Annotated in this window: 20 protein-coding genes and 2 pseudogenes; 9 read left to right on the top strand and 13 right to left on the bottom strand. The window is 62.9% G+C overall.

Features of this window, described 5'->3' with window-relative positions; translation table 11 throughout:
* Positions 1-179: 179 nt before the first annotated feature.
* Positions 180-1,022 (bottom strand): RNA methyltransferase, encoded by an 843-nt coding sequence (locus tag BSIN_RS14055; protein ID WP_089340966.1) that lies wholly within the window; start codon positions 1,020-1,022, stop codon positions 180-182.
* Between the two features lie 304 nt (positions 1,023-1,326).
* Here BSIN_RS14055 and BSIN_RS14045 point away from each other — a divergent pair, with 304 nt between their 5' ends.
* Both BSIN_RS14045 and BSIN_RS14040 read left to right on the top strand, forming a co-directional pair.
* Positions 1,327-2,130 (top strand): inositol monophosphatase family protein, encoded by an 804-nt coding sequence (locus BSIN_RS14045; protein WP_059572142.1) that lies wholly within the window; start codon positions 1,327-1,329, stop codon positions 2,128-2,130.
* A gap of 383 nt (positions 2,131-2,513) precedes the next feature.
* Positions 2,514-2,918 carry a DoxX family protein gene (locus BSIN_RS14040; protein ID WP_089340965.1) on the top strand — a complete coding sequence of 135 codons (405 nt, stop codon included), beginning with the start codon at positions 2,514-2,516 and terminating at the stop codon, positions 2,916-2,918.
* Between the two features lie 126 nt (positions 2,919-3,044).
* Here BSIN_RS14040 and BSIN_RS14035 read toward each other — a convergent pair whose 3' ends face one another.
* The 3 genes from BSIN_RS14035 to BSIN_RS14025 form a co-directional block, all read right to left on the bottom strand.
* The gene (locus BSIN_RS14035) at positions 3,045-3,362 is read right to left on the bottom strand and encodes a hypothetical protein (protein ID WP_143757445.1); all 318 of its coding nucleotides are present in this window, start codon (positions 3,360-3,362) and stop codon (positions 3,045-3,047) included.
* A gap of 81 nt (positions 3,363-3,443) precedes the next feature.
* The gene (locus BSIN_RS14030) at positions 3,444-4,592 is read right to left on the bottom strand and encodes a lipid II-degrading bacteriocin (protein WP_089340963.1); all 1,149 of its coding nucleotides are present in this window, start codon (positions 4,590-4,592) and stop codon (positions 3,444-3,446) included.
* Positions 4,593-4,860: 268 nt separating this feature from the next.
* Positions 4,861-5,769, bottom strand: coding sequence for a LysR family transcriptional regulator (locus BSIN_RS14025; protein ID WP_089340962.1), 909 nt, complete (start codon positions 5,767-5,769; stop codon positions 4,861-4,863).
* A 118-nt stretch (positions 5,770-5,887) separates the two neighbouring features.
* Between BSIN_RS14025 and BSIN_RS26510 the strand changes: the two are divergent.
* From BSIN_RS26510 to BSIN_RS14010, 3 genes and pseudogenes are all read left to right on the top strand, one after another.
* Positions 5,888-6,067: pseudogene (locus BSIN_RS26510) on the top strand (type 1 glutamine amidotransferase domain-containing protein); the annotation flags it as partial.
* On the top strand, positions 6,063-6,281 hold the full coding sequence (locus tag BSIN_RS14015; protein WP_256583799.1) for a type 1 glutamine amidotransferase family protein: 219 nt from the start codon (positions 6,063-6,065) through the stop codon (positions 6,279-6,281). The pseudogene BSIN_RS26510 and the gene BSIN_RS14015, both read left to right, overlap by 5 nt.
* Before the next feature lie 56 nt (positions 6,282-6,337).
* A complete protein-coding gene (locus BSIN_RS14010) occupies positions 6,338-7,132 on the top strand; it encodes an SDR family NAD(P)-dependent oxidoreductase (RefSeq protein ID WP_089340961.1) in 795 nt (264 codons plus the stop codon).
* A 19-nt stretch (positions 7,133-7,151) separates the two neighbouring features.
* Here the strand turns inward: BSIN_RS14010 and BSIN_RS24940 are convergent.
* A pseudogene (locus BSIN_RS24940) lies at positions 7,152-7,321 on the bottom strand (IS3-like element ISBcen23 family transposase); the annotation flags it as partial.
* Positions 7,322-7,610: 289 nt separating this feature from the next.
* On the opposite strand from BSIN_RS24940, the gene mutS reads away from it, so the two are divergent.
* Both mutS and BSIN_RS14000 read left to right on the top strand, forming a co-directional pair.
* Positions 7,611-10,256, top strand: a complete 2,646-nt coding sequence (gene mutS / locus BSIN_RS14005) for a DNA mismatch repair protein MutS (protein ID WP_089340960.1) — start codon at positions 7,611-7,613, stop codon at positions 10,254-10,256.
* Positions 10,243-11,505: a hypothetical protein gene (locus BSIN_RS14000; protein ID WP_369828186.1), complete on the top strand. Its 1,263-nt coding sequence runs from the start codon at positions 10,243-10,245 to the stop codon at positions 11,503-11,505. Before mutS ends, BSIN_RS14000 begins: the two co-directional genes overlap by 14 nt.
* Here BSIN_RS14000 and BSIN_RS13995 read toward each other — a convergent pair.
* A complete protein-coding gene (locus tag BSIN_RS13995) occupies positions 11,485-12,027 on the bottom strand; it encodes an FKBP-type peptidyl-prolyl cis-trans isomerase (RefSeq protein ID WP_059516678.1) in 543 nt (180 codons plus the stop codon). The genes BSIN_RS14000 and BSIN_RS13995 overlap by 21 nt on opposite strands.
* A gap of 32 nt (positions 12,028-12,059) precedes the next feature.
* Between BSIN_RS13995 and BSIN_RS13990 the strand changes: the two genes are divergently transcribed.
* Both BSIN_RS13990 and BSIN_RS26780 read left to right on the top strand, forming a co-directional pair.
* On the top strand, positions 12,060-13,283 hold the full coding sequence (locus tag BSIN_RS13990) for a cupin domain-containing protein (protein ID WP_089340959.1): 1,224 nt from the start codon (positions 12,060-12,062) through the stop codon (positions 13,281-13,283).
* Between the two features lie 63 nt (positions 13,284-13,346).
* Positions 13,347-13,616, top strand: a complete 270-nt coding sequence (locus BSIN_RS26780) for a hypothetical protein (RefSeq protein ID WP_009904701.1) — start codon at positions 13,347-13,349, stop codon at positions 13,614-13,616.
* Here the strand turns inward: BSIN_RS26780 and BSIN_RS26025 are convergent.
* The 7 genes from BSIN_RS26025 to BSIN_RS13950 form a co-directional block, all read right to left on the bottom strand.
* Complete coding sequence (locus tag BSIN_RS26025; RefSeq protein ID WP_059516879.1) at positions 13,613-13,804, bottom strand: hypothetical protein; 192 nt, start codon at positions 13,802-13,804, stop codon at positions 13,613-13,615. The two genes, BSIN_RS26780 and BSIN_RS26025, sit on opposite strands and share 4 nt — an antisense overlap.
* A gap of 93 nt (positions 13,805-13,897) precedes the next feature.
* Positions 13,898-14,674 (bottom strand): MBL fold metallo-hydrolase, encoded by a 777-nt coding sequence (locus tag BSIN_RS13975; RefSeq protein ID WP_089340957.1) that lies wholly within the window; start codon positions 14,672-14,674, stop codon positions 13,898-13,900.
* Between the two features lie 5 nt (positions 14,675-14,679).
* Complete coding sequence (gene bamC / locus BSIN_RS13970; protein ID WP_059516877.1) at positions 14,680-15,825, bottom strand: NlpB/DapX family lipoprotein; 1,146 nt, start codon at positions 15,823-15,825, stop codon at positions 14,680-14,682.
* A 110-nt stretch (positions 15,826-15,935) separates the two neighbouring features.
* Complete coding sequence (gene dapA / locus BSIN_RS13965) at positions 15,936-16,838, bottom strand: 4-hydroxy-tetrahydrodipicolinate synthase (protein WP_089340956.1); 903 nt, start codon at positions 16,836-16,838, stop codon at positions 15,936-15,938.
* A 117-nt stretch (positions 16,839-16,955) separates the two neighbouring features.
* Positions 16,956-18,158, bottom strand: a complete 1,203-nt coding sequence (locus BSIN_RS13960; protein WP_059516669.1) for a tryptophan--tRNA ligase — start codon at positions 18,156-18,158, stop codon at positions 16,956-16,958.
* A gap of 8 nt (positions 18,159-18,166) precedes the next feature.
* Positions 18,167-18,829 (bottom strand): site-2 protease family protein, encoded by a 663-nt coding sequence (locus BSIN_RS13955; RefSeq protein WP_059516667.1) that lies wholly within the window; start codon positions 18,827-18,829, stop codon positions 18,167-18,169.
* A 129-nt stretch (positions 18,830-18,958) separates the two neighbouring features.
* Positions 18,959-19,588, bottom strand: coding sequence for an L-threonylcarbamoyladenylate synthase (locus BSIN_RS13950; protein ID WP_059516665.1), 630 nt, complete (start codon positions 19,586-19,588; stop codon positions 18,959-18,961).
* Between the last annotated feature and the right edge of the window lie 40 nt (positions 19,589-19,628).

Here is a 19,628-nt window from a genome sequence, read left to right as displayed (position 1 = left end):
TGCGGCAGGAACCGATATCGTTTTAACCGCTTTGCTTATGACGTCCGCACGATTGTAGAGCGCGCGCCCGGTGCGTGCAGCACATGCGCCGCTTACCCCTGCCGCCATGGCGGATATCGGCACGCCAACCGTTTTTCTTGCGGGACCGCCTGCGGCTCATGCGTGCGCGCAGCCACCGGTCATGGCTGCCCGCCCTCGACGCCAGCGCCGCGCTCGCCCGTTTTCAGCAGGATATGCTTCGCGATTCCGCGCACGATGTTGACCTCCTCGCGTTCGAGCCCGGTTCGCGAGAACAGCCGCCGCAGCCGTGACATCAGCTTCTTCGGATGGCGCGGATCGAGGAAATCGAGCGCGATCAACGCATTCTCCAGATGCACGAACATACGCTCGATCTCGTCGCTTTGCGCGAGTTCGCCCGCGCCGGCATCCTGCGGCAACGCCACTGCTTCGTCGTCGAGCAATGCGACGCGCAGCTCGTAGGCGAGCACCTGCACTGCTTGCGCGAGATTGAGCGAGCTGTAGGCGGGGTTGGCCGGAATGTGCGCGATCGCGCTGCAACGCTCGACGTGCTCGTTCGACAAACCGGTACGCTCGTTGCCGAACACGAACGCGATGTCGCCCCTCTGCACATGGCGGCTCGCGGTCGCGGCAGCCGCACGCGGCGCAAGCCGAGGCGGACCGTATTCGCGCGAGCGCGCGGTGAGCGCGATAGACCAGTGCACACCGTTGAGCGCATCGGCGAGCGTCGGCACGACATGCGCGCACGCAAGTACGTCGTCGGCGCCGCTCGCCATTGCGGTCGCCTCCGGATCGCTCTGCACATGCGGCACACGCGGCGCGACGAGCACCAAACGCGAAAAGCCCATCGTCTTCAGCGCGCGAGCGGCGGCGCCGACGTTACCCGGATGACTCGGCTCGACGAGCACGAAGCGTGTGGACGTAAATCCGCCGCGAGCGGTCCTCGCCGCGGAGGATGGCCCGTCGCCGGCGGCCGGCGCGGAAGGTTTTTGCTGAGAGTCCAAGAGATTCTTTAAATTGACAGGAATGCCGGTATGGTATCGCCATCCCGCATGCAAACCCACTCGGCCGAACGGCCAGGCGAATCCGCACGGCGGTTTCGCATCAAAGCGCCGCGAGTCGGGTAAAATTGCATATTCGAAGGCGGCATCGCATCGTTCGGGCCGCACTTTTATCGCTCTTTGCCAATTCGTCTTCCGTCGGCGAAACGCCTAGCCTGCCGCAACCGCAAGCCAGGCGCCGCATCGCCGGTTCGATCATCATGCGGCGGCCTCGCACCGCCGGCCACTGGATTCAGGATTCAGCCCCATGCATCCCATGCTCAACATTGCCGTCAAGGCCGCGCGCCGCGCCGGGCAAATCATCAACCGCGCATCGCTTGATCTCGATCTGATCGAAATCCGCAAGAAGCAGCACAACGATTTCGTGACGGAGGTCGACAAAGCGTCGGAAGATGCGATCATCGAGACGCTGAAAACCGCCTACCCCGATCACGCGATCCTCGCCGAGGAATCCGGCAAGTCGGACAATGAATCCGAATACCAATGGATCATCGATCCGCTCGACGGCACGACCAACTTCATCCACGGCTTCCCGTACTACTGCATATCGATCGCGCTCGCGCATCGGGGCGTCGTCACGCAGGCGGTCGTCTACGATCCGAACAATAACGATCTGTTCACCGCCACGCGCGGCCGCGGCGCTTTTCTGAACGACCGCCGCATCCGCGTCGGCCGGCGCGACCGTCTGGCCGACGCGCTCATCGGCACGGGCTTTCCGTTCCGCGAGCAGGAAGGGCTCGAAGCGTATGCGCGCCTGTTCACCGAGATGACGCAGGCGTGCACCGGCCTGCGCCGCCCGGGCGCCGCGGCGCTCGATCTGGCGAACGTCGCCGCGGGCCGCCTCGACGGCTTTTTCGAGCAAGGCATCAACGCGTGGGATGTCGCTGCGGGCAGCCTGCTGATCACCGAGGCAGGCGGCCTCGTCGGCAACTACACGGGCGATTCCGATTTTCTGCACCAGCGCGAAATCGTCGCCGCAAACCCGAAAATCTATGCGCAGATGATCCCGATCCTGAACCGCTATACGCATACGCGGCCGGCAGCGGAATAAGCGGCTGTGCTGCGCCACCGCGTCCGCGCGGTGGCGGCGCTCTTCGACGGCCCGCGGCCTTCGAGCTTTGCGCTCGATGCGCCGCGGGCCGTTTGCATTTACCACCGCACGGACGGCTTGCGACGCAGGCTCTCGCCTCTTCCCCTACCCCGTCCTTCCGTATTGCGCAACTCCGTGCCGCCGCCAGCCGAGTACAAATGCCGCGCACGCGCCAACGCGTCGATTGCCTGTGCGGCTTGCGCACAATTAATAACCATCAAGAATTAATTCATCAATCAATCGCGGATTGATGCCGAATCGGCTTGCCCCTAACCTTCCAGTCAACGCGCGTTGATAACGCAACCCATTTTCCGTTTCCAACCTCGACCAAACAGGCAAGCCCAATGATCAAACTCGATACCGTCCCGTATGCCGCGCTGCTGCTGCGCGTGAGTCTAGGCGTCCTCTTTCTCGCTCATGTGAGCCTGAAAATCTTCGTCTTCACGATTACGGGATTTGTTGGTTATTTCGCATCGCTCGGTTTGCCCGCGATCGCCGCCTACCTGACGATCGCGCTCGAACTCTTCGGCGGACTCGCGCTGATTTTAGGCGTGTACGCGTCGTGGGTCGCGCTGCCGCTCGCCCTCGAGATGCTCGGCACCGTTTTCATGGTGCACGGTGCGAACGGCTGGCTGTTCACGAACCGGGGCGGCGGCTGGGAATACCCGATGTTCTGGGCGATCGCATTGATCGCACTGTCCCTGATCGGTGATGGCGCGTATGCGCTGTATCCTGGGAAACGGCGCTGAGCGCGGCAATGTAGCGGAATTTGTTCAGGCCGATGAACACGTACGGTGAACCTGCCACACCCGCCGAATGTGACAGTCATGACGACATCGGTGCCATTCTCATCGGCCCAACCTTTCCGGACCCGATCAGTTGTATGGCCCGACGTCGTCGAGGATATATCCGGCGCAGTTCATTTTCACTACATACCTATATCCGTCGACATAGTAGGGCACCTTCCATTGCGCCAAATCGCTCATATAAGAGAATTCTTCGTTAAAAACCAAGTCGGCACGAGGGAATTTTCCATGGGCGTAATCTCTGATGTGTACTTCGATTTTCGATTTGTCCATATCCGGGCACACTCCACCGCCACCGTCGTAGGTTCTGACATAAACCAGTAACGCCGCCAAAGCCATTAGAACGATAACAAACAGCAGCAGCAAATATCCCAAACACTTGAGCATTGACCTCACCATGCACCTCATTCCGAACCCGCTGCTGCAAGCGCATCAGGCATCCTTGATCGGCTCACCGCGACGGGCCGGCTAGCCGGCAGCACCCAACCGGCGGGGCGCTCTGCCGCCAAAGGACGGCCTCAGAATCGGCCCGCCGCCGGCCATCGCCTTGATGCTGGCACGCGTTCCGGATTCATCCACCTTTTGCGATCCGTTGAAATAAATCGTGAAGTCGGTATGCCCGGCAACCTCGCCCAATTTGCGCACCAATGTGGTCAACCGCTCTTGAACATCGGGCCGCGATCTCGATACATCAAAGTCGAACCTGTCCGGATTCAGCGTATATTCGCCCAGGAAGGAATAACCGCCGTTGGCGGCCAGTGTGAGTTGCCCGGTGACATGTCCGCTGACCCGCCCAAGAGCCGCTCCCACGATCCACTCGTTTTCCGAAATCAAGTTCGTACTGAATACCGCATCGATCGGATAGACACCAGGCCCCATGCCATCGTTGACGACGATATTCTTGATCGCGTCTATTTGCTTGACGCCAATCCCCAACCGAAGAGACGGCAAATCCACCGTTCTCGAAGCACCGTTTCCCCTGAACCAGTAATCATAGGCAGCCAGCGTAAAAAACGGCGTGGCGTAGAACCGGAAATCCGAAATCGGCGGTGCCGGTAGCCGGCTAAAGTAATAATCGCTGAATAATCCGAATGCGGCGGTCAGCCCGCTATATGTCGTATTGGACAGACCATATTCATTAGCCCCCACGATATTTCGCCATCCGCTATTCACCAGCCATTGTGTAAATAACCCGTATGTCGCGATCTGCGCTTGTATCAGCTTATTACTGGACAATTCGATCCCGTAAGCGAATTCGGCCAATGCGTCGATCGTCCTGCCCTCGCTTGCGGCGGCGAATATTCTTTTTCCATTAACGAGTTTGAATTTTCCGATTTGAAAAATTCCGCCGCGATAATTTTCCAGCCCGGTCGTCCAGCTATATCCGCCGGCGGGGCCGCCGGGCGACGGAAGCGGCAAGCTGGTTTCGGAGGGCGCGGTGACGTGGATGGCGGGAAGCTCGTCGGCCGGGCCATGCCCATTTGCCCAGCCACGAATCGGATGAGCCAATGCGGCTGCGGGCAGCGCCACGGAGGCGCAAAGTAATCGTCGCCTCCCATTACTTATGCCCGTTAAATCTTCCCCGTCCAACGTTGCATAATCGATGTCGCCATTCATTTCATCATCTATTTAAATATCTTGTGCGAATAGAATCGAGCGATACGGATCAAGCGTATCGATCATTCAGAGCCGCCATCCCTGGTATTTCCGCGATGGCTTACTCGACGCACATTACAACTCAGTAAGATTCAGATGAAAAAGCAGAAACCGAAAGATGAATGCAAATTACGCAACGCCGATTGAAATTCGGCCGTTATTGCACGTCGCGCGCGCCCGGAACGGCAATTACCGAAATCTTCGACTCCTTCGATTAATCCATATCGCATCAAGTCTCGGCTGTCGACGTTATCAGCATGTCGATCAAGTGGCGAGAGGCGGCCGACAGGCGGCGATGCGGCGCATAGATGACCGAAAACGGTCGTGTGCGCCCCCGCAGATGGGGCAGCACTTCGACGAGATGTCCGCCCCGGAGCCGATCCTGAACGATGAAGTCATAGGTTTGGCAGATACCGGCACCACTCTGCGCCATTGAAACGACACCCAGTACATCGTCGGACACCGCGACATTCGAAGACGGCAACCAATCGATGTCCCGATCGCCGTCACGAAACACCCAGGGCGCGATACGGCCGCTGCTGGGCAGCATGAACGGCAAACAAAGATGGTGCTCCAGGTCGGCCACGTTTCCGGGCATGCCGGCGTGGGCGACGTACTCGGGCGACGCCACAACGCACAGCGCCACATCCTCGAGCTTGCGCGCGACCAGACCGCTGTCCGGTAGCTCGCCCAGACGGATCGCCAGGTCGAAGCCCTCGGCCACGAGATCCACGTTCCGGTTCGCGATGTTCAACTCCACGCGAACGTGCGGGTGTTCCCGCGTGAACCGTCGCAGCAGCGGTGGCAGACGATAGTGTCCATACGTCGTTGGTACGCTCAGCCGGACATGGCCGGTCAAGGTACCGCTGTGCCCCTGAATGGCCCGCTCGGCGTCATCGATCAACAGAAACGCCGCGCGCGATTGTTCGAGATAGTGCCTGCCGTGCTCCGTCAGGCTCAACCGCCGCGTAGACCGACGCAGCAATTGCGTGCCCAACCGGGTTTCCAAACGTGTGATGGCCCGGCTCAATACGGAAGGCGTGCTGCCCAATGCCACCGCGCCGGCAGTCATCGACCCTTTTTCGACCACCGTCACAAACGCTTCCACGTCACCGAGAGGGTCGAATTTACGCGCCATCTTGTCCCCCAAAGAACAAAAGCTTTACTTTTGCGTCAATTTATCTCCGCCAATGAACCAAATAAAGTGCGTGCATCGTGACTGCATCGAGTCACCCACCGAAATCCAGGAGCACAGCATGAACGGCGAACATCGCCACCGGCAGGATCTACCGGTCCTATTCGTACTCACGAGCCACGCGGAGAAAGGCTCAACCGGCGAGCCGGCCGGTTTCTATCTCGGCGAAGTGACGCATCCGCTGGCCGAACTCGACGCGGCCGGCATTCCCGTCGAATTCGCATCGATTCAGGGCGGTGATCAGCAACGCGGAAGAAGAGCAGGCCAAAGGGCTGCTCGGCGGCGGCGCGATGAAGTTCTATCCGCAGACTGCATTGCAACGCGCGGGTGGGATTTACAGCAGCAACAAGGTGCCCTTTACCGCGCACATGGTGACCGATCGTGAATTGATCACCGGACAGAATCCGGCCTCAGCTCGGGATGTCGCCGGCGAAATGCTGAAGCGGCTCAAGTAATGCCGCGCAATAGACCGGCAGTGCCGGTTCCTCGATGAGTAAAGGAGAAACAAACCGTGGATCTGCAACTTGAAGGAAAAACCGCGATCGTCACCGGCGCCACTGCCGGCATCGGCATGGCGATTGCACGAACGTTGGCCGCCGAAGGCGTGGCGGTCACGATCACCGGGCGTCAACGTGACAAGCTCGACGCAGCCGTGGCCGAGCTCTCCGCTGGCGGGCAACGCGGTAACGTGCGCGGAATCGTTGCCGACGTGAGCGGCGATCGAGGTGCCGCGGAGCTGATCGATGCGCAGCCGGATACGGATATTCTCGTGAACAATCTCGGCTACTACGAAGCCAAGCCGTTCGCCGAGATCACCGATGACGACTGGCTGAGAATGATCGACGTCAACGTGATGTCCGGTGTACGGCTGTCTCGTCATTACTTTCCGCGCATGCTTGCGAAGAACTGGGGGCGCGTCATCTTCATGTCCAGCGAAGTCGGTGCATTCACACCTCCGGACATGGTGCACTACGGTGTCAGCAAGTCGGCGCAACTCGCGGTCTCACGCGGAATGGCCGAACTGCCGAAGGGAACCGGCGTGACCGTCAATAGCGTACTGCCGTCCGCCACTCGTTCGGAAGGCATCGTGGCATATCTTCGGCAGACCGCGCCGCGACCCGATATGACTGATGCTGAAATCGAGTCGCACTTCTTCGACACGTATCGCCCAAGCTCGCTGATTGCCCGCATGATCGAGGCCGACGAGATTGCCGCGATGGTGGCGTTGCTTGCCAGTCCTTTGGGCGCTGCATCCAATGGCGCCGCCGTGCGCGTCGAGGGCGGCACCTATCGGTCGATCCTCTGAGCAGGCGCCGCAATTCAGACTCGCGGGTGTATTCATTGATCACATACAGCAGCTTCAACGCCCGGCCATCCACCAGTGGTCCTGCACGAAGTCATAGCGCCAGACCGAATCGGGATGTGCTGCACCAGGCAAGCGTATGTCGTTGTCGCAACGACGTCGGCAAGGACGTCGCCGCGCAATGTTGAACTGCCCTCCTTCGACAAACCGTCAATGGAGCCGCAGTCGCGCCGGAGGAGTGCTAGATCCGATGTGAAAGCCGACGTCCTGGCCGGCTGGGCAGGCCCGCCGCACGAAACTCCGTTCGCTGCGTGGCACCGGCTCAGCAAAACAAGGCCGGGACGGGAACTGATTGCGGTATGGCGCCGTCAGCAGCCCAGCTGGCTCTCCCCTGCCACCGACCGAACGGCGAACTTCGCGCTTGTGCACGGGAGCCACTGGTAAACTCGGGCAACCCAAGCCACAACTTTACGCCGGATCTATGACCACGCTGTCGCCCGAGGCCTTTGCTGGCCACACCCCAATGATGCAGCAATACTTGCGCGTTAAAGCTGAGCATCCCGACACGCTCGTCTTCTATCGAATGGGAGATTTCTACGAGCTGTTCTTCGGTGACGCGGAAAAAGCCTCGCGTCTGCTCGATTTGACGCTCACGCAGCGTGGCGCGTCCGCCGGTACGCCGATCAAGATGGCGGGCGTGCCACATCATGCGATCGAGCAATATCTCGCGAAGCTCGTGAAATTCGGCGAATCGGCCGCGATTTGCGAACAGATCGGCGATCCGGCGACATCGAAAGGGCCCGTCGAGCGCAAGGTCGTGCGCGTCGTCACGCCCGGCACGCTGACCGACGCCGCGCTGCTGTCCGACAAAAGCGATGTCTTCCTGCTCGCGCTTTGTATCGCGCACAACAAGCGCGGGGTCGCATCGAACGTCGGCCTTGCGTGGCTCAATCTCGCGAGCGGTGCGCTGCGGCTCGCCGAAATCGCACCGGACGAACTCGGCGCGGCGCTCGAGCGCATCCGCCCCGCCGAGATTCTCGCGGCGGACAGCGCGCTCGAAGCCGTGCCCACGGGCATCGGCGCGATCACGCGCGTGCCCGATTGGCACTTCGACATCGCCTCCGGCACGCAACGGCTGTGCGATCAGCTCGAAGTCGCCAGCCTCGACGGCTTCGGCGCGCAGTCGCTTGCGAGCGCCTGCGGTGCGGCGGGCGCGCTCCTCATCTACGCGGCCTCGACGCAGGGCCAGCAATTACGTCATGTGCGCAGCTTGAAAGTCGAGACCGAATCCGAATACATCGGGCTCGATCCGTCGACGCGGCGCAATCTCGAACTCACCGAAACACTGCGCGGCACCGAATCGCCGACGCTTTACTCGCTGCTCGATACCTGCTGCACCGCGATGGGCAGCCGTCTGCTGCGCCACTGGCTGCATCATCCGCCGCGCGCGTCGGTCGCCGCTCAAGCGCGCCACCTGGCGATCGGCGCGCTCATCGAGGCCCCCGCGCATGCGGGCCTCGACAATCTGCGCTCGGCGCTGCGGCAGATCGCCGACGTCGAGCGGATCACCGGACGCCTCGCGCTGCTGTCCGCGCGCCCGCGCGATCTGTCCAGCCTGCGCGATACGTTCGCCGCATTGCCCACGCTACGGCAGCAGGTCGCCGCGATCGCGCCAAACGCCCCCGCCCTCGCCCGTATCGAGGCCGCGCTCGAACCGCCTGCCGGCTGCCTCGATCTGCTCACCCGAGCCATTGCGCCGGAGCCGGCCGCAATGGTGCGCGACGGCGGCGTGATTGCGCGCGGCTACGATGCCGAACTCGACGAGCTGCGCGACATCTCCGAGAACTGCGGCCAGTTCCTGATCGATCTCGAAGCGCGCGAACGCGCACGCACCGGCATCGCCAACCTGCGCGTCGAATACAACAAAGTGCATGGCTTTTATATCGAAGTCACGCGCGGCCAGACCGACAAGGTGCCCGACGATTACCGCCGCCGCCAGACGCTCAAGAACGCGGAGCGCTACATCACCCCCGAGCTGAAGACCTTCGAGGATAAGGCGCTGTCCGCGCAGGAGCGCGCGCTCGCTCGCGAACGCGCGCTTTACGACAGCGTGCTGCAAGCGCTGCTGCCGCATATCGAGGGCTGCCAGCGCGTGGCCGGCGGACTGGCCGAGCTGGATCTGCTCGCCGCGTTCGCCGAGCGCGCGCGCACGCTCGACTGGGTCGCACCCACGTTCTCCGACGAGCTTGGCATCGAGATCGAACAAGGCCGGCATCCGGTCGTCGAAGCGCAGGTCGAGCGCTTCATCGCGAACGATTGCGAGCTCACTCCCGATCGCAAGCTGCTTCTTATCACCGGCCCGAACATGGGCGGTAAGTCGACCTTCATGCGTCAAACCGCGCTCATCGCGCTGATGGCCTATGTCGGCAGCTACGTGCCCGCGAAAGCGGCGCGCTTCGGCCCGATCGACCGCATCTTCACACGCATCGGCGCAGCCGACGATCTCGCGGGCGGCCGCTCGACGTTCATGGTCGAAATGACGGAAGCCGCCGCGATCCTGAACGACGCGACACCGCAAAGCCTCGTGCTGATGGACGAAATCGGCCGCGGCACGTCGACATTCGACGGCCTCGCGCTCGCATGGGCGATCGCGCGCCATCTGCTTGCGCACAACCGCTGCTACACCCTGTTTGCGACCCACTACTTCGAGTTGACGCAACTGCCGGCGGAATTCCCGCATGCGGCGAACGTGCATCTGTCGGCGGTCGAGCACGGCCACGGCATCGTGTTCCTGCATGCGGTCGAAGAAGGGCCGGCGAACCAGAGCTACGGGCTCCAGGTCGCGCAACTCGCAGGCGTGCCCGCGCCCGTGATCCGGGCCGCGCGCAAGCATCTCGCGTATCTCGAACAGCAGTCCGCCGCGCAAGCGGCGCCGCAGCTCGATCTCTTCGCCGCGCCGCCGGCAGCCGCCGATGACCGTGACGAAGCGCCCGCCGCCGCGCCGAATCCGGCGCTCGAGCGCCTGCTCGCGCTCGATCCGGATGATCTCAAGCCACGCGATGCGCTCGATCTGCTTTACGAGCTTCATGCACTCGCCCGCTCGAACGCGACCGATGCGCCGCACTGACGCCATCGCTCGACGCGTCTCGCCGCGCTCGCGCGCGGCCGCGTTCGCACTCGCGTGCATACTCGCGTGCGGCGCGCCGCACGCGCTCGCGCGCGGCGGCCGATATGCATTCGCGGTGGTGTCCGGCGTGATCGCGTCGCCAGAAGACGAGCCGCATGCGCGACATCTGATCGATGCGATCGGACGCGACCGCGCCGTGTCGTTCATCGTCTACGAAGGCAATTTGAAGGGACCCGGCGAAGCTTGCCGCGACCGGCTCTATGACGAGCGCAACGCAATTCTCGCGACGTCGCGCGTGCCGCTCGTACTGCTGCCCGGCCAATACGACTGGGTCGCGTGCAATACGCGCGACGCCGGCGCATACGACCCCGTCGAGCGGCTGGATTTCCTGCGGCAGAACGTGTTTGTCGAGCCCGCATCGCCGGGCGCGAATCCGCTCACGCTCACGCGTGAAAGCGAAGTGCCGCGCTTTCACCCATACCGCGAAAATGTCCGCTGGATTCAGGGCGATACGGTGTTCGTCGGTCTGAATGCGCCAAGTCCAAACAATCACTACCTGACGGCAGGCGGGCGCAACGGCGAATTCGAGGATCGCGTGATCGCGAACACGTTCTGGATCGATCATGCGACCGAGTACGCGAAACGCCGCGACGCGCGCGCACTCGTGATCTTCGTCGAAGGCGATCCGCAATTCGATCGCTATGAACGCACCGAGCGCTTCGGATGGCTGCGTTTCAACCGCCCTCGCACGCGCGACGGCTTTCGCGAATTCAAACGCTCATTGGTTAAAGCCGCGGCGATTTTCCGCGGCCCGATCGTCGTCGTGCATCCGACCGAGGAAACGCTCGACAGCGGTTTCATGATCGACCGCCCATTGCATGACGACAAAGGAAATCCGATCGGCAATTTGACCCGCATCGCGATCGCGCCACGCGCCCGTCTGACGCAATGGGTGAAGATCGGCGTCGATTCCGCGCGGCAGCCGATGTTCAGCGTCAGCGTGCAAACCGTGCCGAAGCATCTGCCGCCACCGCCCGCGCTGCCCGTCGCGCCCCGGGACGAGACGCAAATGCCCGACATGCCGGAAATCCAGACGCCGCCCGCGCTGCCCGACTCGAGTGCAAGCAGCGCATGGCCTTCCGGCTACGAGCCGCGCGACATTCACGACAACGGCTACCACTCATCCGGCATGCCACCCGTGCAAACGCCGAGCAGCATGCCGGCCGACTCAATGCAGCGTGCGCGCTGAGTCGCGGTCCTCGCCGTCGTCATCGTCGTCGTCGACGATCTCGAGCCCTTGCGCGCCATGCGCGTGCTCATGCTCGATCTCGTCCTCCGTCGCTTCCCGGACATCCTTTACCGTCAGCGCGAAACGCAGCGCCATCCCCGCGAGCGGGTGGTTGCCGTCGAGCACTACTTTGTCTTCCGCGATATCGGTCACCGTGTAGATCAGCGAATCGATTTCCTCGTCGCCGTCCTCCGGCGTGCCCTCGAACTGCATGCCGACTTCGAGCGGCTCGGGGAAACGGTCGCGCGGTTCGATCTTCACGAGTTCCGGATCGTAATCGCCGAACGCATCCTGCGGTTCCAACTGAATTTGCGCCTGATAGCCGGGTTCCTGGCCGTCGAGTTGTTCCTCGATCTTGGGGAACGTGCCATCATAGCCGCCGTGCAGATAGACCATCGGCTCATCGCTCTCCTCGATCAGATTGCCTTGCGCATCCGACAGCTTGTAGGCGACCGATACGACAGTGTTTTTTGCGATTTTCATCCAATTCTCCCAAGTACATCAGTCATTATACGATGCCCCAACGGCCACCACCCGAACTGTCCGGCCGTGCACGCGCGCGCAGCCGCGCGCCGCGCACCGATACGCCGACCCCGCTCCTCGGCAATCTCACTGCCGCGCAATTCATGCGCCGATATTGGCAAAAAAAGCCGCTGCTGATCCGCCAGGCCGTGCCCGGCATCGCGCCGCCCGTCTCGCGCGACGCGCTCTTCGAGTTGGCCAGCGATTACGATGTCGAATCGCGGCTCGTCACGCATTTTCGTAACAGTTGGCAACTGAAGCACGGCCCGTTCGAGCAGGGCGATTTGCCGCCCGTGAAACGCCGCGAGTGGACGCTGCTCGTTCAAGGGCTCGATCTGCACGACGATCGCGCCCGCGCGCTTCTCGAACGCTTTCGCTTCATCCCGGACGCGCGCGTCGACGATCTGATGATTTCGTATGCAACGGACGGCGGCGGCGTCGGCCCGCACTTCGACTCGTATGACGTGTTCCTGCTGCAAGTGCATGGCAAGCGCCGCTGGCGCATCGGCGCGCAACGCGATCTGTCGCTGCAGGAAGGATTGCCGCTCAAGATTCTCGAGCACTTCGAGCCCACCGACGAATGGGTGCTCGAGCCCGGCGACATGCTGTATTTGCCGCCGCACATCGCCCACGACGGCGTTGCGATCGGCGAATGCATGACGTGCTCGATCGGCTTCCGGGCGCCGTGCGCCGGCGAATTGCGCGCGCAGTTCCTCTATCACCTCGCCGAGCGCGGCAACCTGCGCACCGGCGCACACGACGACGCGCCATACCGCGATCCCGCGCAGCCCGCCGTCGACACGCCCGCGCAACTGCCGCCGGCGATGATCGAACGCGTCGCCGCGATGCTGTCGAAAATCAAATGGGACGAGCGGGACATCGGCGATTTCCTGGGTTGCTATTTGAGCGAGCCCAAATCGAACGTCGTGTTCGAGCCCCCTGCCCGACGCATCAGCGAAGTCGTGTTCGCGGCGCAGGCGGGCCGCCATGGCGTCCGGCTCGACAGGAAAACGGCGCTGCTGTACAGCCGCCGCTCGTATTTCATCAACGGCGAAGCCTATGCGCTCGCGGACACGGCAAAATGGCTGCCTGAATTGGCCGATACGCGTCAAATCGATGCGAAACGGTTTGTAACACTCTCAAAGGACCCGTCGATGACAGCCTTGCTGCACGAATGGTATTGTGCGGGCTGGATACAGGTGGGCAAGTTGGAGTAAAGTTGCAAGTTGCCTGACTGTACGCCCATGCGAACGCCCGTTTTGTATGGGAAAGACAACGTATTGACCCCGCATTTGTCGACGGTCGATAGGAAAGTGCATATAATTTCCGCCCAAGCCGTAGGGAAGATTCACGCTCTAGAAGTGCATCTCCACCAGCGGCCCAGGTCGGTGTTGGAGCACATTACCGGTATTGTTTCGCGCTGTTGCTTACCTTTAACCATAAAAGGACGTGATCATGAAGAAATCCCTCCTCGTAGCTTCCCTGTTGGCTGCCGTTGCACTGGCTGCGTGCAACAAGAGCTCCGAGCAAGCTGCTTCGTCGGCTGCTAGCGACGCGAATGCTGCCGCCGCTTCGGCTGCTTCGACGGTTGCCGCTGCTGCTTCGGACGCTGCTGCCGCTGCTGCTTCGAGCGTCGCGGCTGCTGCGAGCGATGCGGCTGCTGCAGTGGCGTCGGCTGCTTCGGCAGCGACGGCTGCTCCGGCTTCGGGCGCGAGCCAGTAAGGCTGTTGCAGGTCAGCACCAGCAAAAAACCGGCCTTCGGGCCGGTTTTTTACGTCTGCTGCAATGGCGTCCGCTGCCGTTCGAGGCTGGCCGGAATGCCGATATACGCTCAGCCCAGGCCAAGCCAGCCAAAGCCGTCGCGTTGCGACGCGACGAGCACGTCGCCCGCCCCGCCCCCGAGCGCCGCGGCGAGCGCCGCCTGCGCCAGTTCCGGCGTATTGTTTTGCTGACTCAGATGAGCGGCTACCAGATGCTTGAGCCGGCTGCAATCGAGCGCTGCGAGGATCTGCGCCGCCGCGTCGTTGCTCAGATGGCCGTGGGAGCCGCCGATACGCGCCTTCAGCGATGCCGGATAGCGGCTCGCGGCAAGCATCGCGGCATCGTGATTCGCCTCTAGCACGAGAGCGTCGCAGCCGCTCAGCACGGTGCCGATATGCGGCGTCGACATGCCGACGTCGGTCAGCACGCCAAGACGCTTCGCGCCGTCGCCGAACACGAATTGGAGCGGCTCGCGTGCATCGTGCGGCACGGTATAGGGCAGCACGCTCAGATCGCCCAACGCAACCGCGTCGCCCTCCCACAGCACGCGCAGATCGATGCCCGCGTCATCGGCGCCGATCGCGCGCGCGGTGCCCCAACTCATATAGAGCGGCAACGACGCGCGGCGCGCTAGCGTCAACGCGCAACCAACATGGTCGCCGTGTTCGTGGGTGACGAAAATTGCGTCGAGCACGTCGACGCTCAAATCGAGACGCGCGAGACGGCGCTCGATTTCCTTGGCCGAGAAACCGCAATCGAGCAGCACGCGCGTCGTCGTCACGCCGCTGGACGCTTCGACGACGAGCGCGTTGCCTTCGCTGCCGCTTCCCAAACTCGCGAATCGCACGCGCGTCAGTTCAGTTGCGCATGCAGCAGCGAGATGATCCGCCGCGCTTCGGACGAATTGTCGACCTGGCCGTTCGCATCGACGACGGCCACCTGCGTCTGCGCATCGCCCTGCCGGCGCACGTTGACGAGGAACTCCTTACCCGGCTTGGCCGCGGTCGGCCCGCCATAGAACAGCTTGCCGAACAGCCCGTCGCGCTTGAGCTCCTCCATCGAATTCGCGTAGCGCACGTAGTAGAGGCCCTTTTCGCGATCACGATTGTCGACGGTGAAATTGGTCCGATCGAGCGCCAGCCCAACGCGCAGCCATGCGCGATCGAACGATTCGGCCAGATCGAGCGTCGCCCCGCCGGCATTGGAGCCGACGACCGTCGAAGGCGCCGACGCGGGACGCGCGTCGGCGATCAACTGCTTCGCCTGCGCTTCGGTCAAACCGAGTTTCTCCATCAGCTTCGCGAGAAATACCGCCTCGAGCACCGGATTGCGCGGCTGCTCCTCCCAGCGCGACGACGTGCCGCCCTGCGTACCCGTCATCTTCTCTTCCATCGCGCTGTGCGTGATCGAAATGTCGGTATTGCCGTCTGCCGTGCGCGTGACGAGCGTGCGGAACCGGTCACGCGTGCCCGACGAATAAACAAAATCGATCACCCGGCCAACCGTTCTGCGGAACCAGTCGTCGGGGATGTTCGCGCGGTTTTCCGCCCAATCGGTCACCATGATCCCGGTGGACGGCGCGTCGGTTTTCAGCGAGAAACCGTTGTCCTGCCAGAAATCCTTCAGTTGCGGCCAAAGCTGCTCGGGCGTGCGGCCGTCGACGACGAGCCAGCGGCGGTCGCCGTCACGCTCGACGTGCATCCCGAACGGGTCCTGCGCGGTCGGCTGCCCTTGCGTCGCATTGCCCGCGGCAGTGACCACGCGCGTCGGCGCGGTGCCGAGACCGGAATTCGTCGGCGGCGCGACATAGGCCGGGTTGAGCGGCACGGCGGTCAGATCCTGCGGCACCTGCAGCGGCGGCGCGGAACCGGTCGATTTGTAATTGACGCGATCCGGTGCGAGATAGTCGTTCAGCGTGTCGCAGCCGGCGAGCGCGACGAGCGCCAACGTCAACACCGATGCGTGGATCGCGCGGGAGGAAAAGGCGGAATGTTTCATGAAGTCCTTCGTCTTGCTGAAACGCGTGTCACGCACGACGCCGGAGTGCGCCGGGTCGGGGTTTGGATGAATCGGGCAACAGGCGGCCGCACGCGCCGGCCGTGCCTGTCTTACAGAAGACCCGCCTCGCGCAGCGCGTCGCGCACGGCTTCATGGCAGCGCGCATCGAGTGGCGTGAGCGGCAAGCGAATGCCGCCCGCGATCTTGCCCATTTGCTGCAGAGCCCATTTCACGGGAATCGGATTGGCCTCGATGAACAGGTTTTTATGCAGCGACAGGAGTTTCAGGTGGATGCTCCGGGCCGTCTTCGCATCGGCGGCCAGCGCGGCGCAGCACAGTTCGCTCATCGCGCGCGGCGCGACGTTCGCCGTGACCGAGATGTTGCCGTGGCCGCCGAGCAGCATCAGCGCGATCGCAGTGGGATCGTCACCGCTGTAGATCGCGAAATGAGCCGGCGCGGCCTTGATCAGGTGCGCCGCGCGATCGATGTTGCCCGTTGCCTCCTTCACGCCGACGATGCCCGGCACCTGCGCAAGACGCAGGATCGTCTCGTTCGACATGTCCGCGACCGTGCGCCCCGGCACGTTGTACAGGATCATCGGCAGATCGACGGCCTCGGCAATCGCCCTGAAATGCCGGTAGATCCCTTCCTGCGTCGGTTTGTTGTAATACGGCACCACTTGCAGCGTCGCATCGGCGCCGACCGATTTCGCGCGCTTCGACAATTCGATCGCCTCGGCCGTCGAATTGCCGCCCGCGCCCGCGATGATCGGAATCCGCTTGGCCGCCTGGCGAACCGCGGTCTCGATCATCAGCACATGCTCGTCGACCGCGAGCGTGGCCGATTCGCCGCTCGTGCCGACCACCACGAGGGCATCCGTCCCCTCTTCGATATGCCAGTCGATCAGCTTGCGAAAGGCCGCCAGATCGAGGCTGCCGTCATCGAGCATCGGGGTGATGATCGCGGGGATGCTGCCGCGGATTTGAATGCCGTCTTGAGTGCCGTTGGTCATGAAACAAACACGATGAAAAATCGGTAAGCGTCGATTGTAGCGGATTAGACGGCCATTCCGTAACGCGGTAATCCCGACCTTTGCCGCATGGCGCGGCGAGCGCCGCCGCCAACCGCGTCAGTTGTACGACAGGCCCATCGCCTCGCGCACGTCACGCATCGTCTCCGTCGCATGCTTACGTGCCTTGTCGCAGCCGTCCGCGACGATTGCGCGCAGCAGCGACGGATCGTCCATATATTTCTGCGCGCGTTCGAGCATCGGCTGCTGCTCGCGCAGAATCCCTTCGATCACCGGCTGCTTGCATTCGAGGCAGCCGATGCCCGCCGAGCGGCAGCCCTTTTGCACCCAGTCGTGCGTCGCGTCGTCCGTGTAGACCTGATGGAGCTGCCACACCGGGCACTTGTCCGGATCGCCCGGATCGCTGCGGCGCACGCGCGCCGGATCGGTCGGCATCGTGCGGACCTTCTTGCCGATCGTCTCGGCGTCCTCGCGCAGGCCAATCGTGTTGCCATACGACTTCGACATCTTCTGCCCGTCGAGGCCGGGCATCCGCGACGCTTCGGTCAACAGCGCCTGCGGTTCGACCAGAATGATCTTGCGCGCGCCTTCGAGGTAGCCGAACAGCCGCTCGCGGTCGCTCATCGACAGGCTCTGCGATTCCTGCAACATCGCACGCGCCTGCTCGAGCGCCTCGTCGTCGCCCTCCTGCTGGTAGGCATTGCGCAGCTCGTGATAAAGCTTCGCGCGCTTGCCGCCCAGCTTCTTCGCCGCCTCGTTCGCCTTCTCCTCAAAACCGGGCTCGCGGCCGTACAGGTAGTTGAAGCGGCGTGCGATCTCGCGCGTCATCTCGACGTGCGGCACCTGATCCTCGCCCACCGGCACGAGCGAGCCACGGTACAGCAGGATGTCGGCCGCCATCAGCACCGGATAGCCGAGAAAGCCATACGTCGACAGATCCTTGTCCTTGAGCTTCTCGATCTGCTCCTTGTAGGTCGGCACGCGCTCGAGCCAGCCGAGCGGCGTGCTCATGCCGAGCAGCAGCGCAAGCTCGGCGTGCTCGGGCACCTTGCTCTGGATGAAGAGCGTCGCCTGGGTGGGATCGATGCCCGCCGCGAGCCAGTCGATCAGCACATCCCAGACATTCTTCTCGATCACCTCGGGCGTTTCGTAGTGCGTCGTCAGCGCGTGCCAATCGACCACGCAAAAGAAGCACGGATATTCGGATTGCAGCTTCACCCAGTTCTTCAGCACGCCGTGGTAATGGCCGAGGTGGAGCGAGCCCGTGGGTCGCATGCCGGAAAAAATACGGTCTGGGAACATGATTGTCGTTAGAAAAGCGAAGCGAAAGGAGTCAGGATGGCCGTGACGACCGTATAGCCGGCGCCGACGAGCGGCCGCAACCAAAACTTCGTCAACAGCCCCGTCGCCACGAGCGCGAGCACGATCAGGAAACCGTAAGGCTCGATCCGCGACAGCGCGATCGATTGCTTCGGCGGCAGCAGCGCGGCCAAAATGCGGCCGCCGTCGAGCGGCGGCAGCGGAAACAGATTGAGCACGGCGAGCACCAGATTCACACCGACGCCCGCTGCCGCCATCCGCGTGAAGAACGGCTCGTCAATCGACAGCGCCGCGAGGCCGATGCTCACGAAACCCCACACGAGCGCCTGCACGAAATTGCAGCCCGGCCCGGCGAGCGATACCCAGAATGTCCCCCAGCGCACGTCGCGCAAATTGCGGAACGTGACGGGCACCGGTTTCGCATAACCGAACAGGAACGCGCCGCTCGTCAGGAAATACAGGGCGAGCGGAATCACGATCGTGCCGATCGGATCGATATGGCGCATCGGATTGAATGACACGCGGCCCATCATGTACGCGGTGTTGTCGCCGAGCAGGCGCGCGGCATAGCCGTGTGCGGCTTCGTGCAGAGTGATTGCGAAGATCACGGGAAGCGCATAGACGGCGATCGTCTGGATCAGGGAAGCATTCATAGCGCGCTATTGTAACAAGCGGAAAATATGCGGATGGTGCGTGGCCAGACAGGTAAGTGCGCGCGGGCGGCCTGGCAGTTGGAGGAGCGGCAGCCGTGCGGCACGCACCGCTCGCGCTCCTGCCCACGCTCACGCGGAAAGGCCGAACGGTTCGAGCGGCCCGCGCCCGGCCCGCACGAGTTGCGGTTCGTCGCTCGTCAGATCGATCACGGTCGACGGCTCGCGCGGGCACGCGCCGCCATCGATCACGAGATCGAGCTGCTTTTCGAGACGCGCGCGAATATCGTCCGGATCGTTGAGCGGATCGGGATCGGGCGGCAGGATCAGCGTCGTGCCAAGGAGCGGCTGGCCAAGTGTCTCGAGCAGCGCGAGCGTGATCGCGTGAGCGGGCACGCGCAACCCGATCGTCTTGCGCGACGGGTGTGACAGCCGGCGCGGCACCTCCTTCGTCGCCTGCAGGATGAACACGTAAGGCCCGGGCGTCACCGACTTGATCAGCCGGTATTGGCGATTGTCGACCATCGCGAACGTCGCCAGCTCGGACAAATCGCGCACGAGCAGCGACAAATGCTGCTTCTCGTCGAGCCCGCGAATCCGCCGCACGCGCTCCACCGCATCCTTGTCGTCGAGATGGCATGCGAGCGCATAGCTCGAATCGGTCGGCAGCGCGATCACGCCGCCGCCGCGCACGATCTCGGCTGCCTGCTTGACAAGCCGCGGCTGCGGATTGTCCGGATGAATCCTGAAAAATTGGGACATGGGGACAGAAGGAATCGGTCGACGCGCGCGCCGGCTTCCC

The organism is Burkholderia singularis, assembly GCF_900176645.1.
Lineage (GTDB): Bacteria > Pseudomonadota > Gammaproteobacteria > Burkholderiales > Burkholderiaceae > Burkholderia > Burkholderia singularis.
This window is presented reverse-complemented; position numbering and strand designations above follow the sequence as displayed.